This is a genomic window from Streptomyces sp. NPDC002232 (assembly GCF_042890295.1).
Lineage (GTDB): Bacteria > Actinomycetota > Actinomycetes > Streptomycetales > Streptomycetaceae > Streptomyces.
In genome coordinates this window covers 357,489-381,707 of the sequence record NZ_JBIARV010000008.1, presented here as the reverse complement: position 1 = coordinate 381,707, position 24,219 = coordinate 357,489, and the positions used below count along the sequence as shown (strand labels likewise).

20 protein-coding genes are annotated in these 24,219 nt (G+C 74.1%); 6 read left to right on the top strand and 14 right to left on the bottom strand.

All coding sequences use genetic code 11. The annotated features are described in order from the left end of the window. Positions 1-242 (top strand): hypothetical protein (locus ACFYXU_RS35610; RefSeq protein WP_389461693.1); only part of this gene is annotated, 242 nt, incomplete at its 5' end. A gap of 134 nt (positions 243-376) precedes the next feature. Here the strand turns inward: ACFYXU_RS35610 and ACFYXU_RS35605 are convergent. Next, the gene (locus ACFYXU_RS35605; RefSeq protein ID WP_389409065.1) at positions 377-1,384 is read right to left on the bottom strand and encodes a stage II sporulation protein M; all 1,008 of its coding nucleotides are present in this window, start codon (positions 1,382-1,384) and stop codon (positions 377-379) included. A gap of 119 nt (positions 1,385-1,503) precedes the next feature. Between ACFYXU_RS35605 and ACFYXU_RS35600 the strand changes: the two genes are divergently transcribed. Continuing rightward, a complete protein-coding gene (locus tag ACFYXU_RS35600; RefSeq protein WP_389461691.1) occupies positions 1,504-2,472 on the top strand; it encodes an RDD family protein in 969 nt (322 codons plus the stop codon). Positions 2,473-2,485: 13 nt separating this feature from the next. On the opposite strand, the gene ACFYXU_RS35595 is transcribed toward ACFYXU_RS35600, so the two are convergent. The 8 genes from ACFYXU_RS35595 to ACFYXU_RS35560 all read right to left on the bottom strand — a co-directional run bounded on the left by ACFYXU_RS35595 (position 2,486) and on the right by ACFYXU_RS35560 (position 11,174). Beyond that, the gene (locus ACFYXU_RS35595; protein ID WP_376515100.1) at positions 2,486-3,100 is read right to left on the bottom strand and encodes a hypothetical protein; all 615 of its coding nucleotides are present in this window, start codon (positions 3,098-3,100) and stop codon (positions 2,486-2,488) included. 153 nt (positions 3,101-3,253) lie between these two features. Beyond that, positions 3,254-4,708 carry an adenosylhomocysteinase gene (ahcY, locus tag ACFYXU_RS35590; protein WP_329849553.1) on the bottom strand — a complete coding sequence of 485 codons (1,455 nt, stop codon included), beginning with the start codon at positions 4,706-4,708 and terminating at the stop codon, positions 3,254-3,256. A 343-nt stretch (positions 4,709-5,051) separates the two neighbouring features. Further along, complete coding sequence (locus ACFYXU_RS35585) at positions 5,052-6,017, bottom strand: cation diffusion facilitator family transporter (protein WP_389461689.1); 966 nt, start codon at positions 6,015-6,017, stop codon at positions 5,052-5,054. A 66-nt stretch (positions 6,018-6,083) separates the two neighbouring features. Then, the gene (manA, locus tag ACFYXU_RS35580; RefSeq protein ID WP_389409068.1) at positions 6,084-7,235 is read right to left on the bottom strand and encodes a mannose-6-phosphate isomerase, class I; all 1,152 of its coding nucleotides are present in this window, start codon (positions 7,233-7,235) and stop codon (positions 6,084-6,086) included. A 286-nt stretch (positions 7,236-7,521) separates the two neighbouring features. Then, positions 7,522-8,670: an SIS domain-containing protein gene (locus tag ACFYXU_RS35575; RefSeq protein ID WP_389409069.1), complete on the bottom strand. Its 1,149-nt coding sequence runs from the start codon at positions 8,668-8,670 to the stop codon at positions 7,522-7,524. A 312-nt stretch (positions 8,671-8,982) separates the two neighbouring features. Further along, on the bottom strand, positions 8,983-9,165 hold the full coding sequence (locus ACFYXU_RS35570; protein ID WP_376515106.1) for a Trm112 family protein: 183 nt from the start codon (positions 9,163-9,165) through the stop codon (positions 8,983-8,985). A 92-nt stretch (positions 9,166-9,257) separates the two neighbouring features. Beyond that, entirely contained in the window at positions 9,258-10,625 is a 1,368-nt protein-coding gene (locus ACFYXU_RS35565) for a phosphomannomutase/phosphoglucomutase (RefSeq protein ID WP_329849547.1), read from the bottom strand. Between the two features lie 114 nt (positions 10,626-10,739). Continuing rightward, positions 10,740-11,174, bottom strand: coding sequence for a DUF3499 domain-containing protein (locus ACFYXU_RS35560; protein WP_376515130.1), 435 nt, complete (start codon positions 11,172-11,174; stop codon positions 10,740-10,742). 298 nt (positions 11,175-11,472) lie between these two features. Between ACFYXU_RS35560 and ACFYXU_RS35555 the strand changes: the two genes are divergently transcribed. Beyond that, positions 11,473-11,928: a metallopeptidase family protein gene (locus ACFYXU_RS35555; RefSeq protein WP_329849563.1), complete on the top strand. Its 456-nt coding sequence runs from the start codon at positions 11,473-11,475 to the stop codon at positions 11,926-11,928. Between the two features lie 224 nt (positions 11,929-12,152). On the opposite strand, the gene ACFYXU_RS35550 is transcribed toward ACFYXU_RS35555, so the two are convergent. The 3 genes from ACFYXU_RS35550 to ACFYXU_RS35540 all read right to left on the bottom strand — a co-directional run bounded on the left by ACFYXU_RS35550 (position 12,153) and on the right by ACFYXU_RS35540 (position 17,913). Then, positions 12,153-13,664 carry a DUF5719 family protein gene (locus ACFYXU_RS35550; protein WP_389461687.1) on the bottom strand — a complete coding sequence of 504 codons (1,512 nt, stop codon included), beginning with the start codon at positions 13,662-13,664 and terminating at the stop codon, positions 12,153-12,155. After that, a complete protein-coding gene (locus tag ACFYXU_RS35545; RefSeq protein ID WP_389461685.1) occupies positions 13,661-17,395 on the bottom strand; it encodes a glycosyltransferase in 3,735 nt (1,244 codons plus the stop codon). Before ACFYXU_RS35545 ends, ACFYXU_RS35550 begins: the two co-directional genes overlap by 4 nt. 254 nt (positions 17,396-17,649) lie before the next feature. Further along, a complete protein-coding gene (locus ACFYXU_RS35540) occupies positions 17,650-17,913 on the bottom strand; it encodes a WhiB family transcriptional regulator (protein WP_015033978.1) in 264 nt (87 codons plus the stop codon). A gap of 639 nt (positions 17,914-18,552) precedes the next feature. On the opposite strand from ACFYXU_RS35540, the gene ACFYXU_RS35535 reads away from it, so the two are divergent. The 3 genes from ACFYXU_RS35535 (at position 18,553) to ACFYXU_RS35525 (ending at position 21,571) form a co-directional block, all read left to right on the top strand. Next, on the top strand, positions 18,553-19,074 hold the full coding sequence (locus ACFYXU_RS35535) for a cysteine dioxygenase (protein WP_389409072.1): 522 nt from the start codon (positions 18,553-18,555) through the stop codon (positions 19,072-19,074). Between the two features lie 146 nt (positions 19,075-19,220). After that, positions 19,221-20,177, top strand: a complete 957-nt coding sequence (gene cofD / locus ACFYXU_RS35530; RefSeq protein ID WP_361406140.1) for a 2-phospho-L-lactate transferase — start codon at positions 19,221-19,223, stop codon at positions 20,175-20,177. A gap of 32 nt (positions 20,178-20,209) precedes the next feature. Next, positions 20,210-21,571, top strand: a complete 1,362-nt coding sequence (locus tag ACFYXU_RS35525; RefSeq protein ID WP_376515131.1) for a coenzyme F420-0:L-glutamate ligase — start codon at positions 20,210-20,212, stop codon at positions 21,569-21,571. A gap of 21 nt (positions 21,572-21,592) precedes the next feature. Here ACFYXU_RS35525 and ACFYXU_RS35520 read toward each other — a convergent pair whose 3' ends face one another. Beyond that, positions 21,593-22,579 carry a DNA-3-methyladenine glycosylase family protein gene (locus ACFYXU_RS35520; protein WP_389461683.1) on the bottom strand — a complete coding sequence of 329 codons (987 nt, stop codon included), beginning with the start codon at positions 22,577-22,579 and terminating at the stop codon, positions 21,593-21,595. Between the two features lie 505 nt (positions 22,580-23,084). Next, positions 23,085-24,167: an NDP-sugar synthase gene (locus ACFYXU_RS35515; protein WP_329849530.1), complete on the bottom strand. Its 1,083-nt coding sequence runs from the start codon at positions 24,165-24,167 to the stop codon at positions 23,085-23,087. Positions 24,168-24,219: the final 52 nt, after the last annotated feature.

The window sequence follows — 24,219 nt, the reverse complement described above, 5'->3', positions numbered from 1 at the left end:
AAGGTGCGGACGCTTCCTTCGTTCCTGTTTCCAGGCCCTCCGGGCGCTTCCTTCGTTTCCGACTCTATCAGATCTTTCCGATCCGATTTCCTCGGCGCTTTCCGGTCCCTTTTGCTTTCGCTCCGGGCCCTTCCGGCTTTTTCGACTTTATCAGAATCATTTCCGCCGACCTAATCGGTGGCTTTCGTGATTCGAATAAGAATCGGGATGACTCCGTGGAATCGAATTCCCTGCCGGAGTGAGCGAGACTCTACCCGGCCGCTGCCGAACTGTCCAGTTCTAGGCAACCGTTTGAATCTACCTCCCCGCGACGACTGTGTCAACAGCTTTCGCGGGCACCGGAGGAGACTAGCAGCTCAGCAGGGGCCGACGCACATCAGGCCGCCGTGGGGAGCTCGGCGCTGCGGTCCGGCTCCTCCAGGTCGCCGATGTCGCCGGCCCGCGCGGCGCGGCCGCCGAGGACGTACACGTACGTCAGGAAGGCCGCCTCGGCCGCGACGCCGATGGTGATGCGGGCCCAGGTGGGAAGGCCCGAGGGGGTCACGAACCCCTCGATCAGGCCCGAGACGAACAGGACCAGGGCCAGTCCGATCGCCATGCCGACGGCCGAGCGGCCCTGCTCCGCCAGGGCGGCTCGGCGCGTCCTCGGACCCGGATCGATGACCGTCCAGCCCAGGCGGAGGCCCGTGCCGGCGGCGACGAAGACGGCGGTCAGTTCGAGGAGGCCGTGCGGAAGGATCAGGCCCAGGAAGACGTCGAGACGGCCGGCGGAGGACATCAGGCCGAGGCCGACGCCGACGTTCAGCATGTTCGTGAAGAGGATCCAGAGGACCGGGATCCCCAGGAACGCGCCGAGGACCAGGCACATGGCGGCGGCCTGGGCGTTGTTCGTCCAGACCTGCGCGGCGAAGGAGGCCGCGGGGTGGCTGGAGTAGTACGTCTCGTACTGGCCGCCGGGACGGGTCATCTCGCGGAGGTCGCCGGAGGCACCGATCGAGGCCTGGACCTCCGGGTGGGTGCCGACCCACCAGCCGATGAGGACCGCGAGCAGCGTGGAGAGCACGGCCGTCGGGATCCACCAGCGCCGGGAACGGTAGACCGCGGCGGGAAAACCGGCCGTGAGGAAGCGGAGCGCGTCCCGCCACGACGAGCGGCGGGTGCCGGTGACGGCGGCGCGGGCGCGGGCCACGAGCTGGGTGAGCCGGGCCGTGAGCATGGGGTCCGGGGTGCTCGACTGGACGATCGAGAGATGGGTGGCCGTGCGCTGGTAGAGCGCGACGAGTTCGTCCGCCTCGGCGCCGGTGAGCCTGCCGCCCCGGCGCAGGAGGTGGTCGAGGCGTTCCCACTCGGCGCGGTGGGCGGTCACGTAGACGTCGAGGTCCATGATCGGCTGCTGCTCCAGGCACTGGCTGCGGACGGGTCCGTACTACTGCGGCGCGCTGCGGGTCAGCTTGGCAGACTGGCGTTCGGAGGGGTCGGGAAGGTCGGAGAAGGGTGGGTGCCGTGAGCGGTCTGGTGACGGGTGACGCGGTCGTTCTGGGAGTGGAGCCGGCGCGGCTGCCGAGTCGGGCGCTCGCCGTGCTCATCGATCTGGTCGTCGTCTGGGCCGGATATCTGCTGCTCACGCTCGGGCTCGCGGTCGCGACGGCGTCGCTGGACGAGGCCGCGGTCATGGCGGTGTCCATCGCGTCGTTCCTGCTGGTGCTCGTGGGGGCGCCGATCGCGGTCGAGACGCTGACGCACGGGCGGTCGCTGGGGAAGCTGGCCTGCGGTCTGCGGGTGGTCCGGGACGACGGCGGGCCGATCCGCTTCCGGCACGCGCTCGTGCGGGGCGCGATGGGGGTCGTGGAGATCCTGATGACCTTCGGGGTCGTCGCCTGTGTCGCTTCGCTGGTGTCCGAGCGGGGCCGACGGCTCGGGGACGTCTTCGCGGGAACGCTGGTCGTGCGGGAGCGGATGCCCGCGGCCCGGACCGTGGCCGTGCCGCCGCCGCCGTGGCTGGTGGGGCGCTTCGGCGGGCTCGACCTCTCGGCGGTGCCGGAGGGGCTGTGGCTGGAGATACGTCAGTACCTGACGCGCTCGCGCGAGCTGGACCCGGTGGTGGGGCGGCGGCTGGCGGAGCGGCTGGCCGACGAGCTCGTGACGCGGACCGGTACGCCTCCGCCGGCGGGGGTTCCGGCCGGCGCCTATCTGGCGGGGGTGGTGGCCGAGCGGCAGGCGCGGGACGCCCGGCGGGCGTTCGCACGGGGGGCGGGTGCGGCCGCCGGGGGCGCGGCGGCCCCGAGGGACGGAGGGCCGGTGGGCGGTGCGGCGGCAAGCGGGCCGCCGGTGGGCTTTCCGTCGGTAGCTGCTCCCGCGGCCGCGTCCCCTGCGGCTTCCTCCCTCGCTCCTCCCCCTGCCGCGTCCCCCGTCGTCACTCCCCCCGGAACCGGGGGCGGCCGGCGGTCGACCGGGTTCGCTCCGCCCGCCTGAGCGGGGTGTGCCGTCAGGGGAAGACGGAGGGTGGGGTCTCCAGGGCTTCGAGCTCGATGCCGGGGGCCGCGAGGACCACGTCGCCGGCGATGTGGACCGTATGGCGTTCGCCCGTCTCCAGGCCGCTGACCTGGTACTCGTCCACGGTCAGAGGGCCGTTGTCAGTGGCGTGCGCTTCACTTCTCAGCAGGGCCCAGGACTGGTCGACCGTGAGGGGGGCGAGCACCGGGTCCGTGAAGGCGACGAGCCTGACACGGGTCTCGGGGGAATCGGGGGTGAGACGCAGCAGTCGCGTGAGGGCGACGAGGAAGGCCGGGGACGTGCCGGTGAAGGCGTGCGCGCGCACATTGCCTTCGGTGGCATGGGTTCCGGTGGGGTCCGTGCGGACCCAGGTGACGCCGTCGAGGGCCGCGCCGCGGACCTGCCAGCCGGCGGCGTGCATGTCGAGTCGGATGGGGCGGCCGAGTTCGTCGACGGCCAGGTCGACGGAGCCCCGGTGATCGCCGGTGGGGGTGGTGATCTGCGAGACGTAGCGCCAGCCGGAGGGGCCGGGCGCGCAGTGGAAGTGTTCTTCGCCGAGGGGGGTGTGATCGTGCGGGTCATGGAGCGAATAGCGGCCGCGGGGCATGGGTCGGTCCTCGGGAGGGTGCGCTTCCTGGAGCGGTAGCGGGGGCTGGACGGGGCAGGCCCCCCGGCACGGGGGTGCGGGGGGCCTGCCTGAGTCCACTACGGGTGTCCGGGACGGCGTCGCGTCAGCGCGCGGGCGCCGCCGGCCGGGGCATCAGTAGCGGTAGTGGTCCGGCTTGAAGGGGCCCTCGACCTCGACGCCGATGTAGGCGGCCTGCTCGGGGCGGAGGGTCGTCAGCTTGACGCCGAGCGAGTCCAGGTGGAGGCGGGCGACCTTCTCGTCCAGGTGCTTCGGGAGCACGTAGACGTCGGTCGGGTACTCCTGCGGCTTGGTGAAGAGCTCGATCTGGGCCAGGGTCTGGTCCGCGAAGGAGTTCGACATCACGAAGGAGGGGTGGCCGGTCGCGTTGCCGAGGTTCAGCAGGCGGCCCTCGGACAGGACGATGAGGACCTTGCCGTCCGGGTAGGTCCAGGTGTGGACCTGCGGCTTGACCTCGTCCTTGACGATGCCCGGGGTCTTGGCGAGGCCGGCCATGTCGAGCTCGTTGTCGAAGTGGCCGATGTTTCCGACGATGGCCTGGTGCTTCATCTTGGCCATGTCGGCGGCCAGGATGATGTCCTTGTTGCCGGTGGTGGTGATGAAGATGTCGGCGGTCTCGACGACCTCGTCGAGGGTCGTGACCTGGTAGCCGTCCATGGCCGCCTGGAGCGCGCAGATCGGGTCGATCTCGGTGACGATGACGCGGGCGCCCTGGCCCCGGAGGGACTCGGCGCAGCCCTTGCCGACGTCGCCGTAGCCGCAGACGACGGCCGTCTTGCCGCCGATGAGGACGTCGGTGGCGCGGTTGATGCCGTCGATCAGGGAGTGGCGGCAGCCGTACTTGTTGTCGAACTTCGACTTCGTCACGGCGTCGTTCACGTTGATCGCCGGGAAGAGGAGGGAGCCGGCCTGGTGCATCTCGTACAGGCGGTGGACGCCGGTGGTGGTCTCCTCGGTCACGCCGCGGATCTCGGACGCCAGCTGGGTCCACTTCTGCGGGTTCTCGGTGAGGGTGCGGTTGAGGAGACGGAGGATGTGGCCGTACTCCTCGCTGTCCGCAGTGGCGGGGTCCGGGGCGGAGCCGGCCTTCTCGAACTCGACGCCCTTGTGGACGAGGAGGGTGGCGTCACCGCCGTCGTCCAGGATCATGTTCGGGCCGCCGGTGGGCGTGTTCGGCCAGGTGAGGGCCTGCTCGGTGCACCACCAGTACTCCTCCAGGGTCTCGCCCTTCCAGGCGAAGACCGGGACGCCCTGCGGGTTCTCCGGGGTGCCGTTCGGGCCGACGGCGATGGCCGCGGCGGCGTGGTCCTGGGTGGAGAAGATGTTGCAGGACGCCCAGCGGACCTCGGCGCCGAGGGCGACCAGGGTCTCGATGAGGACGGCGGTCTGCACGGTCATGTGCAGGGAGCCGGTGACGCGGGCGCCGGCGAGCGGCTGCTGCTCGGCGTACTCGCGGCGGATCGACATCAGGCCGGGCATCTCGTGCTCGGCGAGGGTGATCTCCTTGCGGCCGAAGACGGCGAGGGAGAGGTCGGCGACCTTGAAGTCCTGGTGGGCGACAGTCGTCATGACTGGGCTGCTCCTCGTGTGTGCGAGTGCGAGGGTCGGTTTGAGGTGCCTGGCACCACGGCATGCCCCCTGGGCACAGGAATGCCCGGGTGCTTGCTCGGTGCCGTCGTCGGAGGCCCTCTCTCCCTCGGCCGGTCCGAGGACCGCCCGACCGCCATCAGCAGCGACGTCTGGCTGGTCACGAATCTACACCGATCGGTGCGGCGGGCCACAGTCCGCATCCGGCCCCCGGCGGGCTCCGGTGCCCTGATTCCCGTACGGTCGCGCCTCCCGCGCGGGTGGGCCGTACGGGTGCGCGAGGCCCCCGGGGCCGTGTGGTCCCGGGGGCCTGAGGGGGTCGGGGTCAGTGGCCCGTGCCGCCCGGGGTCTTCGCCGGGTCGTTGCCCTCGGCGGCCTTCTTCTCGCTGTAGATGTCGGGCTCCAGATAGATGACCCGGGCGATCGGGACGGCGTCGCGGATGCGCTCCTCGGCGGCGTTGATCGCGCGTGCGACCTCGGCGGCCGTGTCGTCGTGCTGGACGGCGATCTTGGCGGCGACGAGGAGTTCCTCGGGGCCGAGGTGGAGGGTGCGCATGTGGATGAGGCCCGTGACGGTCTCGCCGTCGACGACGGCCGCCTCGATCTTCCTGACGTCCTCGACGCCGGCGGACTCGCCGAGGAGGAGCGACTTGGTCTCGGCGGCGAGCACGAGCGCGATGAGGATGAGCAGGATGCCGATGCAGAGGGTGCCGATGCCGTCCCAGACGCCGTTGCCGGTCAGCAGGGCGAGGCCGACGCCGCCGAGGGCGAGGACGAGGCCGATCAGGGCGCCGAAGTCCTCCAGGAGCACGACGGGGAGCTCGGGGGCCTTGGCCCGGCGGACGAAGGCCGTCCAGGAGAGGCCGCCGCGGATCTGGTTGGCCTCCTTGATGGCGGTCCGGAAGGAGAAGGACTCGGCGATGATCGCGAAGAGGAGCACGCCCACCGGCCAGTACCAGGCCTCGATGGGGTGGGGGTGCGAGATCTTCTCGTAGCCCTCGTAGATGGCGAACATGCCGCCGACGGAGAAGAGCACGATGGAGACGAGGAAGGCGTAGATGTACCGCTCGCGGCCGTAGCCGAAGGGGTGCTGCGGGGTGGCCTCGCGCTGGGCCTTCTTGCCGCCGAGGAGCAGCAGGCCCTGGTTGCCGGAGTCGGCGAGCGAGTGGACGCTCTCGGCGAGCATCGACGACGAACCACTGAAGAGGAACGCCACGAACTTGGCTGCGGCGATCGCGAGGTTGGCGGCGAGTGCCGCCACGATCGCCCGGGTTCCGCCTGACGCGCTCATGGGTGTACGTGGTCCCTTCGTCGGTGCTCCGGCTCGATCGCCGCGGCTCGGCCGGTCATTGTCGCATCAGGCCACGACGGTCGCCCGGAAGACCGTCCCCGCTCCGGTCAGTTCGGTGGGCTCGCCCGCGGGGACGAAGACGGAGTCGCCGGGTCCGAGGACGGTCTCGCCGGCCCGGGGGCGGCCCGCGACGGCGAGCAGGATCTGCGGGGTGGGGGTGGTGAGGTCGTTCGGGGCGGCGCCTTCCGCGCGGACGAACCGGGAGAGGAGGAACTCGTCGATCGGGGTCTCGTAGACCTCCTCGCCGGAGGGGGAGGCCTCGGGGCGCAGGACGGCCGATTCGTTCGGTTCGAAGCGGACGATCCGGAGGAGTTCGGGGACGTCGACGTGCTTGGGCGTGAGGCCGCAGCGGAGCACGTTGTCGGAGTTGGCCATGATCTCGACGCCGAGGCCGTCGAGGTAGGCGTGCGGGACGCCCGCGCCGAGGTAGAGGGCCTCGCCGGGCTGGAGCCGTACCCGGTTGAGGAGCATGGCGGCGATCACGCCGGGGTCGCCCGGGTAGTGGTGGGCGAGGCTCGCGAAGGGGGCGTGGTCGCCGCCGAGGCGGTCGGCCGCGGCGGCGGCCTCGGCGACGGTGTGCGCCATCTCGTCGCGGTCGGCGGTGAGCAGGGCCGTCAGGACCTCGCGGAGCGCGGCCTCCTCGGGGTGGGCGTGGAGGAGGTCCACGTACGGCTTGAGGGAGTCGACGCCGAGCGCGGCGATGAGGTCGGCGGCCTCGGCGGGGGCGCGGAAGCCGCAGAGTCCGTCGAAGGGGGTGAGCGCGCAGATCAGCTCGGGCTTGTGGTTGGCGTCCTTGTACATGCGGTGCGGGGCGTCGACCGGGATGCCGGCGGCCTCCTCGGCGGCGTAGCCGGCCTTCGCCTGCTCCAGGTCGGGGTGGACCTGGAGGGAGAGCGGGGCTCCGGCGGCGAGCAGCTTCAGGAGGAAGGGGAGCCTCGGTCCGAACTTCTCGACGGCCCGCTCGCCCAGTTCGCGCACGGGGTCGGCGGCGATGAGCTCGTTCAGCGCACCGCGCCCGGTGCGGGAGGGGGCCCCGGGGTGGGCGCCCATCCACAGTTCGGCCTGCGGTTCGCCGGTGGGGGCGGTGCCGAGCAGGTCCGGGATGGCCGTCGTGGATCCCCAGGCGTAGGGGCGGACGGTGTTGACGAGGCGGTCCATGGTGCCTGCCAGCTCCTCGGGGCGGTGATGGATCGTGCGGGGTGTCGGGAGACAGGTGACAGGGGGCGGGTGACGGGTGGGTGACGGGTCGGTGGGCGCGGGGGTGACGGTGGGGTGACCAGGGCCGGAGGGACGGTGGGGGCGGTGGGGCCCCCTGGGGTCCTTGTGGCCCTTGGGGTCTTCGGGTCCCGCGGGGTGACGCCTGGTGTGACCCGTCGTCTGACCCCGGTGGGGCGGTGGTGGGGTCCGAGCCGCGGGGCGTCCGCGTCCGCGCCTCGCCGGCGGGCTAGTGCGGGGTGCGGCCCGGGGTGGCGAGCGCGAGGTAGACGGCCGCGAAGTCGGTCACCGCGAGCAGTTCGGCGAGGGTCTCCAGGTCGCCGCCCTCCTCGGGTTCGAGTTCGCTGATGGCCGTCTCGTGGCCGAGGGCCAGTTCGCGGGCGGCCGGTGCGGCGGTCAGGCCGCCCGCCGGACGGTCGCGGAGCAGGACCACGCGCGCGCGGAGCGCCTGCTGCTCCTCCACGCGGTCGCGGAAGAAGTCGTCCGGGTCGGCGCCCGCCGCGTAGTCGCCGGCGAGGAGGACGCCGTGCGCCGGGAGGGCCTCGGGGAGTTCGGCGGCGAGCGCGGGCAGCCCGGCCAGTTCGGCGAGGACGGCGGCGAAGCGGCGGCCGGCCGGTCCGGCGGCGTCGCCCTCGGTCCAGATCAGCGGGAGCGTGTCGGCGAGTTCGGCGGCGAGGGTCTTCGCCGGGTTGCTGTACGTGGCGATCGCCGGGCCGCAGCGCTCCGCCGTACGGTCGAGGCGGTCGGCGACCTTCTCCAGGGCCTCCGGCGGCGCTTCCAGGAGGCCGACGCGGTCCAGCAGCGCGAGCAGCGGGGTGAACAGGGCCCAGAGGGCGCCCGGGCTGGCCGCGATGCTCTCGGCGTACTCGTCGGGCGTCTCGTGCGGGGCGGTCGCCATCGGGACGAACAGGCCGTGCGAGCCGTTGACCGTCTCCGTGAGCGGGGAGGCCTTCGGGGCGACGGCGACGACCGTGATCCCTCGGCGGTAGGCCTGTTCGGCGAGGAGGGCGAGGCCCGGTTCCGAGCCGTCGGTGGTGGGCAGCAGGAGCAGGTCCACCGAGCCCGCCCAGCCGGGCAGCGCCCAGCGCAGGGCGCCGGCGGCCGGGGCGACGCCGGTCGGCTGGAGCCGTACGACGGGGGCGGAGGCTCCGGCGAGCGCGCCGATCAGGTCGGCGACGCCGGCGGCGGCGGTGCCGGGGCCCGCGACGAGGACGGCGCGGGGGCGGCCCTCGGGGCGGAGGTCCGCGATGCCGGCCTCCGCGGCGTGCCGGGCGGCGGTCCGTACCCGTGCTCCGGCCTCGGCCGCACCGCGGAGGAGGCCCCGGCGGTCGGCCAGGGCCAGGTCGTCCGGGGCGTCGAGGAGGGTCTCGTCGAGCATGTGCGGGCCTCCCTGCGGGGCGCGGCTGGTGCGGGCGCTGCCTTGGTGCGGGTGCGGGTGGTGCGGGTCCGGGCGCGGGAGCCCGCGCCCGGCGAGGGCGCCTTCCCTCGTGCCCACCCGTTCCGCCCCGGGGGTCCCCGGACGGTGTCCGGGCGAGGAACTCATACCCACGGCGGGCGGGGTGGAGCCCGCAGGGGCGTGGACGCGGGGCCCACGCGAGCCCGGGGGCCCCGCTCCGGCGTGCGGGCGGGGGATCGTACGGGCGCGGACCCTGCTCCGGCGTGCCGGCGCGGGCCCGCGCGGGCGGGGGCCCTACGCCGGCTTGCGGGCCTCGTCCGTGAGCAGGACCGGGATGCCGTCGCGGACCGGGTAGGCGAGGCCGCAGTCGGGGCTCGTGCAGACCAGCTCGGGGGTCTCGTCCGCCGTGCGGTCGTTCAGCGGAGCGTGGCAGGCCGGGCAGGCCAGGATCTCCAGGAGGCCGGCTTCGAGCGGCATGGGGGGTCCCTTCGGACGAGACGGATCGGGCCAGGTCAGCCTACCGCCGGGGAAAGGGGCACGCCCCGGTTCCCCGGCGGTGGGCCGGGGGGTCAGTCGGTCGCCCGGACCAGGGCGAGGACCTCGTCGCGGGTCTTGGCCATGGTGGCCTCGTCGCGGGCCTCGACGTTGAGGCGGAGGAGCGGCTCCGTGTTGGAGGCGCGGAGGTTGAACCACCAGTCCGCCGCCGCCACGGTCAGGCCGTCGAGCTCGTCGAAGGTGACGCCCTCGGTGTCCGCGTAGGCCGCCCTGACCTTGGCGGTGCTCGCCGCCTGGTCGGCGACCGTCGAGTTGATCTCGCCGGAGGAGGCGTACCGGTCGTAGGCGGAGACCAGGTCGGACAGGGTGCCGTCCTGGCCGCCGAGGGCGGCGAGGACGTGCAGGGCGGCGAGCATGCCCGTGTCCGCGTTCCAGAAGTCCTTGAAGTAGTAGTGCGCCGAGTGCTCGCCGCCGAAGATCGCTCCGGTCTTCGCCATCTCCTGCTTGATGAAGGAGTGGCCGACGCGGGTGCGGACCGGCTCGCCGCCCTGCTCGCGGACGACCTCCGGCACCGACCAGGAGGTGATCAGGTTGTGGATGATCGTGCCGCCGGGGTGCTTGGCGAGCTCGCGCGCGGCGACGAGGGCGGTGATCGCGGACGGGGAGACCGGCTCGCCGCGCTCGTCGACGACGAAGCAGCGGTCGGCGTCGCCGTCGAAGGCGAGGCCGAGGTCGGCGCCCTCGGCGAGGACGCGGGCCTGGAGGTCGACGATGTTCTTCGGGTCGAGGGGGTTGGCCTCGTGGTTCGGGAAGGTGCCGTCGAGCTCGAAGTACATCGGGACGGTCGTCAGCGGGAGGCCGTCGAAGACGGTCGGGACGGTGTGGCCGCCCATGCCGTTGCCCGCGTCGACGACGACCTTGAGGGGGCGGATCGCGGTGAGGTCGACCAGGCCCTTCAGGTGGGCGGCGTAGTCCGCGAGGGTGTCGCGCTCGGTGATCGTGCCCGGCGTCGCCGCGGCCTGGGGGGCGCCCTGCTCCGACCACTCCTCGGCGAGGGCGCGGATGTCGGCGAGGCCGGTGTCCTGGCCGACGGGGGCGGCGCCGGCGCGGCACATCTTGATGCCGTTGTACTGGGCCGGGTTGTGGGAGGCCGTGAACATGGCGCCGGGCAGGCCGAGGCTGCCGGAGGCGAAGTACAGCTGGTCCGTGGAGCAGAGCCCGATGAGGGTGACGTCGGCGCCCAGGCGGGCCGCGCCGCGCGCGAAGGCCGCCGCGAGGCCGGGCGAGGAGGGGCGCATGTCGTGGCCGACGACGATCGCGCCCGCGTCCGTCACCCGGACGAAGGCGGCGCCGAAGAGTTCGGCGAGCGTCTCGTCCCACTGGTCGGGTACCACTCCGCGGATGTCGTACGCCTTCACGATCTGCGACAGATCGGTCGTCACGGATCCACCCTCCTGAGTTCTCCACACGCGTGTGCGGCGCGTGTACGGAACGCCAAAACTACCCGGAGACCGGCGGTACCGGGTCGGGGGTGGGGGGAGGGTGGCCGGTTGGCGTCAGTTGTCCGGCGAACGGAGCACTCTGAGGTGCCCGCGGCGGCCGACCTCCATGGGGTCTCCGCCGCGGCCCGGGCCGCCCTTGCCGCCGGCCTCGGCCGCGCGTTCCTGGGGGCGGGCCGCCTCGCGTACCGCGTTGGCCAGCGCTTCGAGGTCGTCGCCGCTGGGGCGGGCGGGGGCGGACCCGTCGGAGAGCCGCACCACCTCCCAGCCGCGCGGGGCGGTGAGGCGCTCGCTGTGCTCGGCGCACAGGTCGTAGCAGTGGGGCTCGGCGTAGGTGGCGAGCGGGCCGAGGACCGCAGTCGAGTCGGCATAGACGTACGTCAGTGTCGCGACGGCAGGGCGGCCGCACGCGGTGCGCGAACAGCGACGTACAGGGCTCACGACGTTGGACGGTACCGCACTCTTGAGCGGGCCGCGACGACTCTCCCTCAGGTCACTCCACCGTGTCGCGGTGTGACCTCCGACACCCGCCTCCGGGCGGTCGTGGCTCTGACCTGCGCGGGAGGCGTCCCAAGGGGGTGCGGGCAGGGGGCTATCCGGACACCGTGAGATACAAATCCGGTCAACCAGGGCCAGATGGCCGATCGTGACGGACCGTCGAATCGGACCTGCTCCCGGCCGGAATGTTCAGGTTTGGACAGGACGCGTGCGGGACCGCGGGCACGCCGGGGGAGGTGGCGAGGATGCGCCACGGTGCGGTGGGACGGATGAGGGTTACGCTGCGTCAGTGATGGACAGTCCTGTGCCGCCGAGCCCCTCGCACCGTCCCACGGAGCCCCCGGCGGAGCCCCGGGTCCGCCGCCGCGACCGGCACGGCCGCGGGATGCGGGGACCGGTCGCGCCGCCGCAGGTGCCGCTCTCCGCGAGCCGGGCCGACACCTTCCGCGACCTCGTCCTCGACTCGGTGGAGCGCCTCGAACGGCGCTGGCCGCAGCTGGCGGACGTCGACTTCCTGGTGATGGAGGTGCCGCCGCCGGTGCCGGGCGAGACGGTGCCGCTGGGCGGCTCGGTGCCGGCCGACAAGAACGACCCGGCCCGGGTGGTCGTCTACCGGCGGCCGGTCGAGATCCGCTCGAAGAGCCGGGACGAGCGGGCGCTGCTGGTGCACGAGGTCGTCGTGGAGCAGGTCGCCGAGCTCCTCGGCCTCTCCCCCGAGTCGGTCGATCCCCGGTACGGGCAGGACTGACCGGACTGAGCGGACCGGGTCGGTACTGAGCAGGACTGACCGGACCGCGTCGGTACGGGACAGGACCGAGCGGATCACGTCCGTACGGGCAGGACCGACCGGACCACGTCCGGTACGGGCAGAACCGAGCGGGTCCCGTCCGTACGGGCAGGGCTGAACGCACCGCGTCGGTCCGGGCGCGTGCCCGGACCGCTCCGCCCCGCGGGGGCCCTCCGGCCGCGCCGTCAGTCGAGGACGCCCAGGTCCTGGCGGGCCGTCGGGACCTCGACCGTGCCCCGGTCGTCGACGAAGGTCTGGACGGTGAACATCGGGACGCCGTCCTCCGGCAGGACGAGGGTGCGGGCCGCGTGGACCTTGCCGCCCGAGACCGGTTCGACGGTCAGCGCGTAGGAGCCCTTGAGGCCCGCGGGCGCCAGGTCCGTGAGGACCGTCGTCGTGCCCGCCTTGACCGTGACGGTCCTCGACGCCGGCGCGCCGCCGCCGGAACCGGCCGAGGCGGTGACCTTGACCCGGGCGTCGGCGCCCGGGGCGGTCAGGGAGAGCGTCGAGCCCTTGGCCCGGTTGTCGGCGACCGTCGCGCGCGCGGAGACGGGCGCCGTCGCGGGGATGAACGCGATCTCGGTGTCGTCGCCCTTGCCGCGCACGACTTCGAGGGCAGCGACGACCGGGGTCGCCTTCTTCGGGTCGCTCGGGGTCAGCAGCAGCGAGCCGGCCGCGCCCCGGGTGAGGTTCGGCAGGTCGGCGGCGGCCGTCATCCCGGACTTCACGTGGAGGGAGCCGCCGCCCGCCGGGACGATCGTGCCGGTCGCGGTGACCAGCTGGACCTTGAGGTCGGCGTCGTCCTCGCCGGGGGCGAAGGCCACGAGCCGCACGGAGGTGGCGTCGGCCGGGATGCCGGGCAGCACGGCGCTCGTCGCCGGGTCGGCCGCCGGGGCGATCCAGTCGCTGCCGAGCTTGTCGTCGGCCACGGCGACGGCGGCGCCGACGCGCCCGCTGCGGGTGGTGACGTGGACGGTGACGTCCTTCTGCGCGGCCTCGCTGGTGAGGGTGGAGAGCAGCACCGGGACGGTGGAGTGGGCGGGGACGGGGATGCCCTCGGTGAACTGGGACTTCAGGACGCCCTCGGGGCCGTACAGCTCGATGTCGGCGACGGCGGCCGTGTCGTCCGGGTTGGTGAGGTGGACGTAGTCCTGGCGGTCCTTGGCGGTGGAGGCCGCCGGGAACCAGAAGTCGGTGTCGGGGGCGCCGCAGCCGAGGCCGAGGAGTCCGCGCGCGCCGCCGGCCGGGACGACGGTGGTCTGCTGGACCGTCCAGCCGGGGGCGAGGGCGCCGGTCGCGGCGCCGGTGAGGGCGGGCACGGAGGCGCCCTCCGCCTCGGCGGTGACGGGCTTGCCGGGGGCGGTGACGGTCGCCGGTGCCTTGACGGCCTTCGGCTTCTGGCCGGGCTTGTCGCCGGCCGCGCGCGCGGCGGTCCGCAGCTGCGCGGTCGGCGGGTCCGCCTTGCCGCCGGCGGGGGCGGAGCCCGCGCCGGCCGGGGTGTACGAGGTGTAGAGCGTCTCGGCCACCTCGGAGGTGCTGGGCGCCGGACAGACGAGGCCGGCGCGCTCGACCGGGAGGCGGGTGGTGGGCTTCGCCGCGGGGGCCGCGGAGCCGTCCGGGGCGGTGAGGGCCGCGAAGCCGGTGACGGCGGCGAGGGCCGTGGCGCCCGCGATCAGGGAGAGGGTCGTGCGCTTCACTGGTTGCTGCTCCCGTCGGGACGCTGCTCGGTCTCGTGGCCCTGGGGGTACCCGTAGCCGTAGCCGCCGTACGGGTCGTACTGCTGCTGGTCGTACTCCTGCGGCTGACCCTGCTGCTGCGGGTCGTACTGCTGCGGGGGCTGCTGCTCGTAGCCCTGCTCGGGGTAGGCCTGGGGCTGCTGGTCGTAGCCCTGCTGGGGGTACGCGTACGGCTGCTGCTGGTACGGATCGGCCGCGTAGTCCTGGTAGTAGCCCTGGTCCGCGTAGGGCTGGGCCTGCGGCTGTTCCTGGGGCTGCTGGGCCTGGGCCTGCTGGGCGTACGCCGGGTCGTACCCGCCGTCCCAGTCCTGCTCCTGGGCCCCGGGCTCGTGGGTCTGCTGTCCCGGGATGGGGGCCGGGCCGCCCTGGGCGGTCCCGAAGGCGTCGAAGGCGGCCTCCGCGGCCGGCTCGGCGCTCTCCGCGGCGGCTTCCGCCTCGGCGGCGGCGCGCAGGCGGCGGGCCCGGCGGCCGTCGCCCTCGGCCGCCTGGGCGGGGATCGCGAGCTCTTCCTCGGGCAGGTCGTCGTCGATCTCGCGGCGCCGCCCGGGCAGGGCCAGGACCAGCAGGACGAGGGCGAGGCCGGCCTGGGCCCAGATCCACGCGGTGTGGGTGAGCGGCTCGTCGTACGTGAGGTCGAGGCGGCCGCCCTGGGCGGGCAGCTCGAAGCCCTGGGCCCAGTCGTCGACGGTGGTCCGGGTGAGCTCCTTGCCGTCGAGGGTGGCGGTCCAGCCCTCGTCGGCGCGGTCGGCGAGGCGCAGGACGCGCCCGGCGGGGCCCGCGGGGACGTCGGTGTGGGCCTCGACGGGTCCGGCGGCGACGGCGACCGGCTGGGCCGTCTCGGGCGCCTTGTCGGTGTCGGCGGTCTTGGCCGCGGGCGGGACGATCATGACGCGGGCGATCTCGCGGTCGACGCGCCAGAGGGCGCTGCCGTCGAGCTGGCTGAGCCGGCTCAGGCCGGGGGTGGAGTCGAGGACCCGGCTCATCTGGCGCGGTGCCCCGTCCCGTACGAGGACGTACCGGACGGCGTAGCCGCTGAGCTCCTCGGTCTGGTCGGCGCCGGAGCCGGCGACGAGGCGGGCGACGACCGCGTCGAGGCGCGGGTCGGCCTCGGCCGCGTCGGTGAGTTCGCCGTCGCCGAGGCGGGCGCCGGAGCCGCGGACGAGGGTGTACGCGACCTCGCCGGGCGCGCCGCCGCCGAGGACGAGGGTGCGGGGCTGGTCGCGGGTGCCGCTCTCCTCGGCGACGAAGGCCGGGACCTGGACCGGGTCGCGCCGGGTCAGCGGGCCGTCGGCGCCGCCGATCATCCAGCCGACGGCGGCGACGGCGGGGCCGACGGCGCAGGCGAGGGCGATGAGGGCGGCGACGGGCTGGCGCCAGCCGAAGCCGTGGGCGGCGACGCGGGTGCGGCCGCCCTCGGCGCCGATCATGCCGGCGGCGATGAGGGCGGCGCCGTAGACGAGTGTGGCGGGTCCGGCCCAGCCGGTGCCGCCCGCGCCGTTGGCGAGGACGGCGAGCAGGAGTCCGGCGAGGGCGGCGGCCCAGGCGGCGCGGACGGCGAGCCCGCGCTCCTCGCGGAGCAGTCCGGCCAGTCCGGCGAGGACGAGGCCGATCAGGAGCAGGCCGCCGGTGGTTCCGGGGCCGCCGGGGCTGGTGCCGAGCAGGTCGAGCGCGGTCGCCGTGCCCGTGCGGACGTCGAGTCCGGCCTCGCGCAGGAAGGCGCCGGGGTCGGTGAGCAGGGTGAGCGACCAGGGCGCGAGGAGCAGCAGCGGGGTGCCGACGGCGGCGAGGAAGCGCAGCCCGTACGCGGGGAGGTCGGAGCGGCGCACGGCGAGGACGCCGAGGCCGAGGAGGACGGCGAGCGGCCAGACGACCGGGGTGAACGCCATCGCGAAGGTGAGGAGGAAGGCGTACGCCCAGGTGGCACGCCAGCTGCCTCGGTCGGGCCGGTTGAAGCCGTGGGCGGCGACGGCGGCCCGGGCGATCAGTGGGAGCAGGATCGCCAGGACGGCGGTGCCGAGCCGGCCGGCGGCGAGGGCTCCGGTGGCGGCGGGCAGGAAGGCGTACGCGACGGCGCCCCAGGCGCGCAGCAGCCGGGACTCGACGATGCCCCGGGCGGCGAAGTACGCGGTGAACCCGGCGAGCGGGACCGAGCAGACCAGCAGCACGGTCAGCGCGGTGGAGGTGGAGCCGAGGAACAGCGCGGAGAGCACGGCGAGGACGGCGAGGTAGGGCGGGGCGGTCTGGGTGCCGCCGGTGCCGAGGGCGTGCCAGGAGTCGGCGTACCGCGACCAGAGGCCGGAGACGGTGTCGGGGGCGGGCAGCAGGGCGCCGCCGGCCAGCGAGCCGCCGGCGAAGAGGTTGCGGCAGGCGACCAGGGACACCACGAGGAGCAGGGCGAAGAGGACCGGTCCGGGCTTGCGGGCGATCTTCTTGAGCCGGGCGAACTGCTCGATCTCCAGGTAGTCGGCGTCGTCGCCGCCGGGTCCCGACTCGACGACGCCGTGGCGGGAGCCGCCGGTCTCGGCCTCGGCGCCGCCGAAGTGGGAGGCGATCTGCTCGACGGTGGCGCGGAGGGTCGCTCCGGGCGGCGGGAAGAGGGCGCGGAACTCGCTGTTGGGGACGGCCGGGTTCTTGCGGCGCTTGCGGGCGGCGAGGATCTTCTCGGGGCGCAGCAGGGTCGCGAAGAGGCCCGTGACCTCGTCGACCGCCTGACCCGGGGCCTTGCCGACGAGGTAGGCGAGGGTGCGCAGCAGGGTGCTGAGGACGAGCCGCACGAGGACGTACGGAAGGGCGCTGCCGCGGGTGTTGGCGAGGAGGGTGTGGACGGCGCCGGCCTTGTCGACGCGGTGCGGGTCGGCTGCGGTGCGGCCGGCGCAGTCGACGGTGCGGCGCTCGCGGGCGGAGGCCTCGGCGTGGCGCAGGACGGCGTCGGGGGCGACGAGGACGCGGTGGCCGGCGGAGTGCGCGCGCCAGCACAGGTCGACGTCGTCGCGCATGAGGGGCAGGCGGCGGTCGAAGCCGCCGAGGCCCTCGAAGACGTCGCGGCGGATCAGCATGCCGGCGGTGGAGACGGAGAGGACGGAGCGGACCTGGTCGTGCTGGCCCTGGTCCTGTTCGCGGCGGTCGAGTCCGGTCCAGCGGCGGCCGCTGCGGGCGATCCCGACGCCGACTTCGAGGAGTTGCTTGCGGTCGTACCAGCCGCGCAGCTTGGGGCCGATGACGGCGGCTTCCGCGTCGGAGTCGGCGACGCGCAGGAGTTCGGCGAGGGCGCCGGGCTCGGGGGCGCAGTCGTCGTGGAGGAGCCACAGCCACTGGACCGGTTCGCCGTGCGGGAGTTCGGGGAGGTCGTACGCCTCGTCGTTCCAGGTGCGGCTGACGGGGTCCCAGCCGCTGGGGCGCTTCAGGTAGGGCAGGTCCTCGGGTCCGAGCGGGGGCGCGGTGCGGGCGGCCTCCTCGACGGCGGCGCCGAAGCCGGTGCGGCGCGCGAGGTGCAGGACGCGGTCGGCGCCGATGGCGTCGGCGACGAGCTGCGCCGAGTCGTCGGCGCTGCCGGTGTCGGCCGCCACCACGTTCTGCACGGGGCGCTCCTGGGCGAGCAGCCCGGCGAGCGCGTCGGGCAGCCAGCGGGCGCCGTCGTGGGTGACGAGCACGGCGGTGACGACGTGTCGCGGAAACTCAGGAGTTGAGGACATCGAGCTACGGGCCCTCCGGCCGGGGTCGCCCGCGGGGGGCGTGGGGAGCGTCTCGGACGGAGGCCCACACTAACGGCTGCACGCGGAGCGGTCCGCCGTCCCTGTGGACAGACCGTGCGGGACGACTGCGTAACGGACACCGGGTGCCGGACACGCGGAACGGTCCGCCTCCCGTGGGGTTCAGGGGGGCGGACCGTTCGTCATGTCCTGGTGTGCGCGCCGTGGCGCGCGGGGGCCGGCGGGCCCGGCGCGGTTCAGACGGCGGCCTTCTTCAGGCGGCGTCGCTCTCGCTCGGAGAGGCCGCCCCAGATGCCGAAGCGTTCGTCGTTCTGGAGGGCGTACTCGAGGCATTCGGAGCGGACCTCGCAGGCGAGGCAGACCTTCTTGGCCTCACGCGTCGAGCCGCCCTTCTCGGGGAAGAAGGACTCGGGATCGGTCTGGGCGCACAGCGCGCGCTCCTGCCAGCCGAGTTCCTCGTCCGCGTCCTCGACCAGCAGTTCCTGGAACAACTCGGTCATGTGCGCCCCTCGTCTGTTCTGTGCGTCCCGTGATGTTGCCGGGCGAACCCGGCCGAACGACACGAGTGAAATTACAAGTTTGTGCTCTGTGCGAGTCAAGCCGAGATCTGCTATTGGGCCCCGTATTCACTCTGCGGAACCAAGCCTATGCGGAAAGTGTTCAAATCACCAAAAACCTGACACATGCCGCGGGCCTGACCGTGCCGCACCTCCTTCACAGGGAAGGACGACCGGGACGTGGATCTTGTTGCGATCGGGCCGTGGAAGCGATCCGGATCACAGCCCGATCGCGCCCGTGATGTTTACGGGCACGGTCGAAGCGCCATCTGTCCTGGTCCGCGCTTGAACAAACCTTTCTCCGGACGCAGTAACCGGATGAGGTGAAACATTACCCCCAAATCGGGCATTGAGTTGACAGTCGGGTGCCGCTCCGGCCACCTTTGGTGGCATGCCAGCGACCGCAGCGCCCTCCGCGACCCACGCCCGTGGGTTCCGCCGCGCTGTCCAGGCGCGCTGTTGCTGTTGCTGTCCCAGCTGTTGATGCCGTAGAGCTCCAGCTCCTCCTCCCAGCGTCACCCGTGTCACCTCTCTTCCGTGACCCCCACCGCTTCTGTTTCTGCTGAGGAACCTCCCCACCCCATGAACATGGACAGCGACCTTCAGATCGCCGGCGACATCCTCGAGGTCCCGCACCTCCTCCAGCCCGAGCGCGCCCACCCCGTCACCGTGGCCGAGTTCGCCGGCCTCGCGCGCTCCCTCGCCGCCGACCGCTCCCAGTGGGCCCCGCACGTCGAGTACGACGCCACCACCCGCTGGTACCACCGCCTGCGCACCGGCCCCGGCTACGAGGTGTGGCTGCTCTCCTGGGTGCCCGGACAGGGCAGCGGGCTCCACGACCACGGCCTCTCCTCCGGCGTGCTGACCGTCCTGGAGGGCGAGCTGACGGAGCGCACGGACCGCGGCACGCGGACGCTCGCCCCCGGCGGAGAGCGGATCTTCGCGCCGGGCTACGTCCACGAGGTCGTCAACGACTCCCTCGAACCGGCCGTCAGCCTGCACGTCTACTTCCCCGGCCTCACCGAGATGCCGATGCACGAGTCCATGCACGAGTCGCTCCGGGCGCAGTGCGCCCCGGCCGCCGTGGACGCCCCGGTCGTCTGACGGACCCGCCCCGCTCCCGGCCGGCGGCGGTGCGCCGGTCGCCCGACGGGCCCGGCCCGCTCCAGGCCGCCGGCGGTGCCACGGGCCCGGCCCTCTCCCGGCCACCACCCCTCATACGATCAGCCCGCTGCTGACAGACTGTCCGCATGCGCATTGTGGTTCTGGCCGGCGGCATCGGTGGTGCCCGTTTCCTTCGCGGCCTCAAGCAGGCCGCGCCTGACGCGGAGATCACGGTCATCGGCAACACCGGTGACGACATCCATCTCTTCGGGCTGAAGGTCTGCCCCGACCTGGACACGGTGATGTACACCCTCGGCGGTGGCATCAACGAGGAGCAGGGCTGGGGACGCACGGACGAGTCCTTCACCGTCAAGGAGGAGCTCGCGGCGTACGGCGTCGGGCCCGAGTGGTTCGGCCTCGGCGACCGGGACTTCGCCACCCACATCGTCCGCACGCAGATGCTCGGCGCGGGCTACCCCCTCAGCGCGGTCACCGAGGCGCTGTGCGACCGGTGGAAGCCCGGTGTCCGGCTGCTCCCGATGTCCGACGACCGCGTCGAGACACACGTGGCGATCGAGGTCGACGGCGAGCAGCGCGCGGTGCACTTCCAGGAGTACTGGGTGAAGCTGCGCGCCTCCGTCGACGCGAAGGCCGTCGTACCGGTCGGCGCCGAGGCGGCGAAGCCCGCGCCGGGCGTCCTGGAGGCCGTCGCCGCGGCGGACGTCATCCTCTTCCCGCCGTCCAATCCCGTGGTGAGCGTCGGCACGATCCTGGCCGTGCCCGGGATCCGCGAGGCGGTCGTCGCGGCCGGGGCGCCCGTCGTGGGGCTCTCCCCCATCGTCGGCGACGCCCCCGTGCGCGGCATGGCCGACAAGGTGCTCGCGGCCGTCGGCGTGGAGTCCACGGCGGCGGCGGTGGCCCTGCACTACGGCGCCGAGCTCGTCGGCGGCTGGCTCGTGGACACCGTGGACGCGGGCGCGGTCGCGGAGGTCGAGGCGGCGGGGATCGCCTGCCGCGCGGTGCCGCTGATGATGACGGACCTGGACGCGACGGCCGCGATGGCCCGCGAGGCGCTGGCGCTGGCCGAGGAGGTACGGGCGTGACGACGGCGCCTCCGTCGGGGCCGGGCGGGGCGATCCCGGACGGTGCCGGTTGCGGCGGTGCGGTCCCGGGTGGGGAGGGGGCCGGTTCCGGCGCGTACGCGCCCGCGTACCGGGTCTGGGCCCTGTCCGGGCTGCCCGAGGTGGCCGCCGGTGACGACCTGGCCAAGCTCATCGCCTCCGTGGCGCCGGAGCTCGCCGACGGCGACGTCCTGCTGGTCACCTCCAAGATCGTCAGTAAGGCGGAGGGGCGGGTGACGGCCGCCGCCGACCGCGAGGAGGCCATCGACGCCGAGACGGTACGGGTGGTGGCCCGGCGCGGCGCCCTGCGGATCGTCGAGAACCGGCAGGGGCTCGTCATGGCCGCCGCCGGGGTCGACGCCTCCAACACCCCCTCCGGCACGGTCCTGTTGCTGCCCGAGGACTCCGACGCCTCGGCCCGGCGCATCCGTTCGGGCCTGCGCGAGGCGCTCGGCGTCGACGTCGGCGTCGTCGTCACGGACACCTTCGGACGGCCCTGGCGCAGCGGGCTCACCGACGTGGCGATCGGCGCGGCCGGCGTTCGGGTCCTCGACGACCTGCGCGGCGGCACCGACGCGCACGGCAATCCGCTCAGCGCGACCGTGGTCGCCACGGCCGACGAACTCGCCGCCGCCGGAGACCTGGTGAAGGGCAAGGCCGCCGGACTGCCCGTCGCCGTCGTGCGCGGCCTGCCCCACGTGGTGGGCGGCGACGACGAGGAGGGAGCGCGGGCCCTGGTGCGCTCCGCCGCCGACGACATGTTCCGGCTCGGGACCTCGGAGGCCGTACGGGAGGCGGTGACGCTGCGCCGGACGGTACGGGAGTTCACCGCCGAGCCGGTCGACCCGGGGGCGGTCCGGCGGGCCGTCGCGGCCGCCGTGACGGCCCCGGCGCCGCACCACACCACGCCGTGGAGGTTCGTGCTCCTGGAGTCCCCGGAGTCGCGGACGCGGCTGCTCGACGCCATGCGGGACGCGTGGATCGCGGACCTGCGGCGGGACGGGAAGTCCGAGGAGTCCGTCGCGAAGCGCGTCCGGCGCGGTGACGTGCTGCGCCACGCGCCCTACCTCGCCGTGCCGTGCCTCGTCATGGACGGCTCCCACCACTACGGCGACCCGCGCCGGGACGCAGCCGAGCGCGAGATGTTCGTGGTGGCGGCGGGCGCGGGCGTGCAGAACTTCCTGGTGGCGCTCGCCGGGGAGCGGCTCGGCTCGGCCTGGGTGTCCTCGACGATGTTCTGCCGTGACGTCGTACGGGACGTCCTCGGGCTGCCGGACGGCTGGGACCCCATGGGCGCGGTCGCCATCGGCCACCCGGCGGCCCCGCCGAAGGACCGCCCGGCGCGGCCAGCCGCGGAGTTCGTCGAGGTCAGGTAGGCGGGCGGGCCGTGCCCGTGCTCAGAGCCCGGCGATGTTCCCCGGTGTCATGCGGGGAGCCCTGCGGGGCGGTACGCGGCCGCTGAGGAGGATCAGGCGGGCCGCGCGGTGGCGCTGGCCCGCGTACGGGGCCAGGAGGTCCAGCATCGCCGCATCGTCCGTCGTGCGGTCGCCCGCGAGCGCCCAGCCGACGATGCCGGGCAGGTGCAGGTCACCGGTGGTGACCTCGTCCGGAGCGCCGTTGCTGCGCTGGACGGTCTCCGCGCTCGTCCACGGGCCGATGCCCGGGACCAGCTCCAGGCGCGCGCGGGCCGCGGGGCCGTCCATCGCCGCGGCCTCCTCCAGGCGGGCCGCCACGCGCGCCGCGCGGACGATCGTGGCCGCGCGCTTGCCGTCCACGTTCGCCAGGTGCCACTCCCAGGACGGGATGCGGGCCCAGGTGCGGGCGTCGGGCATCGCGTACAGGCCCTCGGGGGCCGGGCCCGGGGCCGGCTCGCCGTACTTCCGCACGAGGTGGCGCCAGGAGCCGTAGGCCTCGTGCGTCGTGACCTTCTGCTCCAGGACCGTCGGGATCAGGGCCTCCAGGACCAGACCCGTGCGGGTCAGGCGCAGGCCGGGACGGCGGCGGTGGATCGCCAGGAGCAGCTTGTGGCGCGGGACGAAGGCGGCCGGGTCGTCCTCGGCGCCCAGCAGCGCCGGGAGGCCGTCCAGGAGCCAGGCGGCACCCGGGCCCCAGGCCTCCGCCACGGCCCGCCCGGCGTCCATCCGGACCCGGAGCGTCCCGGGCCCGTCCGGGGTCCGGCTGGCCCGCCACACCGAGCCGTCCGGGGTCGCCCGGAACGTGGGGTCGGCGGGGCCCCGGCGGAGCGGGCCGAGGGTGAGCCCCAGGTCCAGGTCCGGCGCGGTGTCCAGGGAACGGGGGGTGGGGACGGGGACGTGGCCGCCGCGGGCTGTGGTGCGGGTGGGTCTTGGGGGTCCTGGGGGTCCTGGGGGGAAGCGGGCGGCCATGGGTACGAGGGTAGCGGGGTGGGGTGGGGCGGGGGGCTGTGCCTGTGGGGGCCTGGGGGCCTTGGCCCGCGCCCGTGCGCCCCGGGCCCGGGCCCTTGCGGGCCCGTCGCCCGCGCCCGTGTGCCCGCGGCCCCGCGGCCCCGCGGCCGTCGTGGGCCCGTCGCCCACGCCCCCGTGTGGGCAATCGTCCCGCTGGGCGGGACGGGTGGGCACACGGGACGGCGCCCTTCGCGGCGCCTCCGCGTTCCGCCCCCGGCCCGCACCACCATGTGCTGCACCCGGGTGGTGCGGGTTCAGGCGCAGGAGCCTCTGGCGCCGGCAAGGGCGCCGTTCCGTTGTGCCCACCCGTTCCGCCCCTTGCGGAACGCCTGCCCACAACGGGGGCGGCAGGGTGCGGGCCCGCAACGGGCCGTCGGGTGGGCACCGCCCACAACGGCGGGACGCGGGCCCGCCGCGGGGGCGCGGCGCCCACGGCGCGAGGCGCGGTGGGCGCGACGCGGGCGGGTTACTGGTCCGAGGAGAAGCGGACGGCGCCTGGGGGGAGGGTGGTGTCGCACCAGACTCGGACGCCCTCGCGGAGTTCGTTGTCCGGGCCCACCTGCGCCCCGTCCCCGATGACCGCCCCGCTGACCACCGTACGGGCGCCGATGCGGGCCCCCGCGCCGATCAGGGAGTCCGTGATCACCGCGCCGGCCTCGACGATCGCGCCGGCCAGCAGGGTGGAGCCCGTCACGCGGGCGCCCTCGCCGACGACCGCGTCCGCGCCGACGACCGTGCCGCCGGTCAGCTTGGCGTCCGGGGCGACGCGGGCGGACGGCAGGACCAGGCGGTCGCCGCAGCGGCCCGGGACGGCCGGGGAGGGCGCGCGGCCCAGGACGAGGTCGGCGGAGCCCCGGACGAAGGCCTGCGGGGTGCCGAGGTCCAGCCAGTAGGTGGAGTCCACCATGCCCTGGAGGTGCGCTCCGGAGGAGAGGAGCTCCGGGAAGGTCTCGCGCTCGACCGAGACGGGGCGGCCGGTGGGGATCGTGTCGATGATCGAGCGCTTGAAGACGTACGCGCCCGCGTTGATCTGGTCGGTGACGATCTCCTCCGGCGTCTGCGGCTTCTCCAGGAAGGCCGTGACGCGGCCGGTGTCGTCCGTGGGGACCAGGCCGAAGGCGCGGGGGTCCTCGACCCGGGTGAGGTGGAGCGAGACGTCCGCGCCGGAGGAGGAGTGGGTCGCGACGAGGGCCTGGATGTCCAGGCCGGTGAGGATGTCCCCGTTGAAGATGAGGACCGGCTCGTCGGGACCCGAGTGGAGTCGCGAGGCGACGTTGCGTATCGCGCCGCCGGTGCCGAGGGGCTCTTCCTCGGTGACGTACTCCAGGCTCAGGCCGAGGTCGGAGCCGTCACCGAAGTGCGGCTCGAAGACCTCGGCCAGATAGGAGGTGGCGAGCACGATGTGCTCGACGCCGGCGGCACGGGCGCGGGCCAGCTGATGGGTCAGGAAGGGGACGCCCGCCGCCGGGACCATGGGCTTCGGCGTGTTGACCGTGAGGGGTCGCAGCCGTGTGCCCTTGCCACCGACCAGGAGGATCGCTTCTGTCACCTTGTCGTCTCTGCTTCCTGTTCGGGGCCGGCCGGCTCGCCCGGATCGGTCG

Bases quoted from the DNA above. Each gene is read 5' to 3' on its own strand.
- ACFYXU_RS35605 (WP_389409065.1), bottom strand. From the start codon at position 1,384: ATGGACCTCGACGTCTACGTGACCGCCCACCGCGCCGAGTGGGAACGC.
- ACFYXU_RS35595 (WP_376515100.1), bottom strand. From the start codon at position 3,100: ATGCCCCGCGGCCGCTATTCGCTCCATGACCCGCACGATCACACCCCC.
- ahcY (WP_329849553.1), bottom strand. From the start codon at position 4,708: ATGACGACTGTCGCCCACCAGGACTTCAAGGTCGCCGACCTCTCCCTC.
- ACFYXU_RS35585 (WP_389461689.1), bottom strand. From the start codon at position 6,017: ATGAGCGCGTCAGGCGGAACCCGGGCGATCGTGGCGGCACTCGCCGCC.
- manA (WP_389409068.1), bottom strand. From the start codon at position 7,235: ATGGACCGCCTCGTCAACACCGTCCGCCCCTACGCCTGGGGATCCACG.
- ACFYXU_RS35575 (WP_389409069.1), bottom strand. From the start codon at position 8,670: ATGCTCGACGAGACCCTCCTCGACGCCCCGGACGACCTGGCCCTGGCC.
- ACFYXU_RS35570 (WP_376515106.1), bottom strand. From the start codon at position 9,165: ATGCCGCTCGAAGCCGGCCTCCTGGAGATCCTGGCCTGCCCGGCCTGC.
- ACFYXU_RS35555 (WP_329849563.1), top strand. From the start codon at position 11,473: ATGGACAGTCCTGTGCCGCCGAGCCCCTCGCACCGTCCCACGGAGCCC.
- ACFYXU_RS35545 (WP_389461685.1), bottom strand. From the start codon at position 17,395: ATGTCCTCAACTCCTGAGTTTCCGCGACACGTCGTCACCGCCGTGCTC.
- ACFYXU_RS35540 (WP_015033978.1), bottom strand. From the start codon at position 17,913: ATGACCGAGTTGTTCCAGGAACTGCTGGTCGAGGACGCGGACGAGGAA.
- ACFYXU_RS35535 (WP_389409072.1), top strand. From the start codon at position 18,553: ATGAACATGGACAGCGACCTTCAGATCGCCGGCGACATCCTCGAGGTC.
- cofD (WP_361406140.1), top strand. From the start codon at position 19,221: ATGCGCATTGTGGTTCTGGCCGGCGGCATCGGTGGTGCCCGTTTCCTT.
- ACFYXU_RS35520 (WP_389461683.1), bottom strand. From the start codon at position 22,579: ATGGCCGCCCGCTTCCCCCCAGGACCCCCAGGACCCCCAAGACCCACC.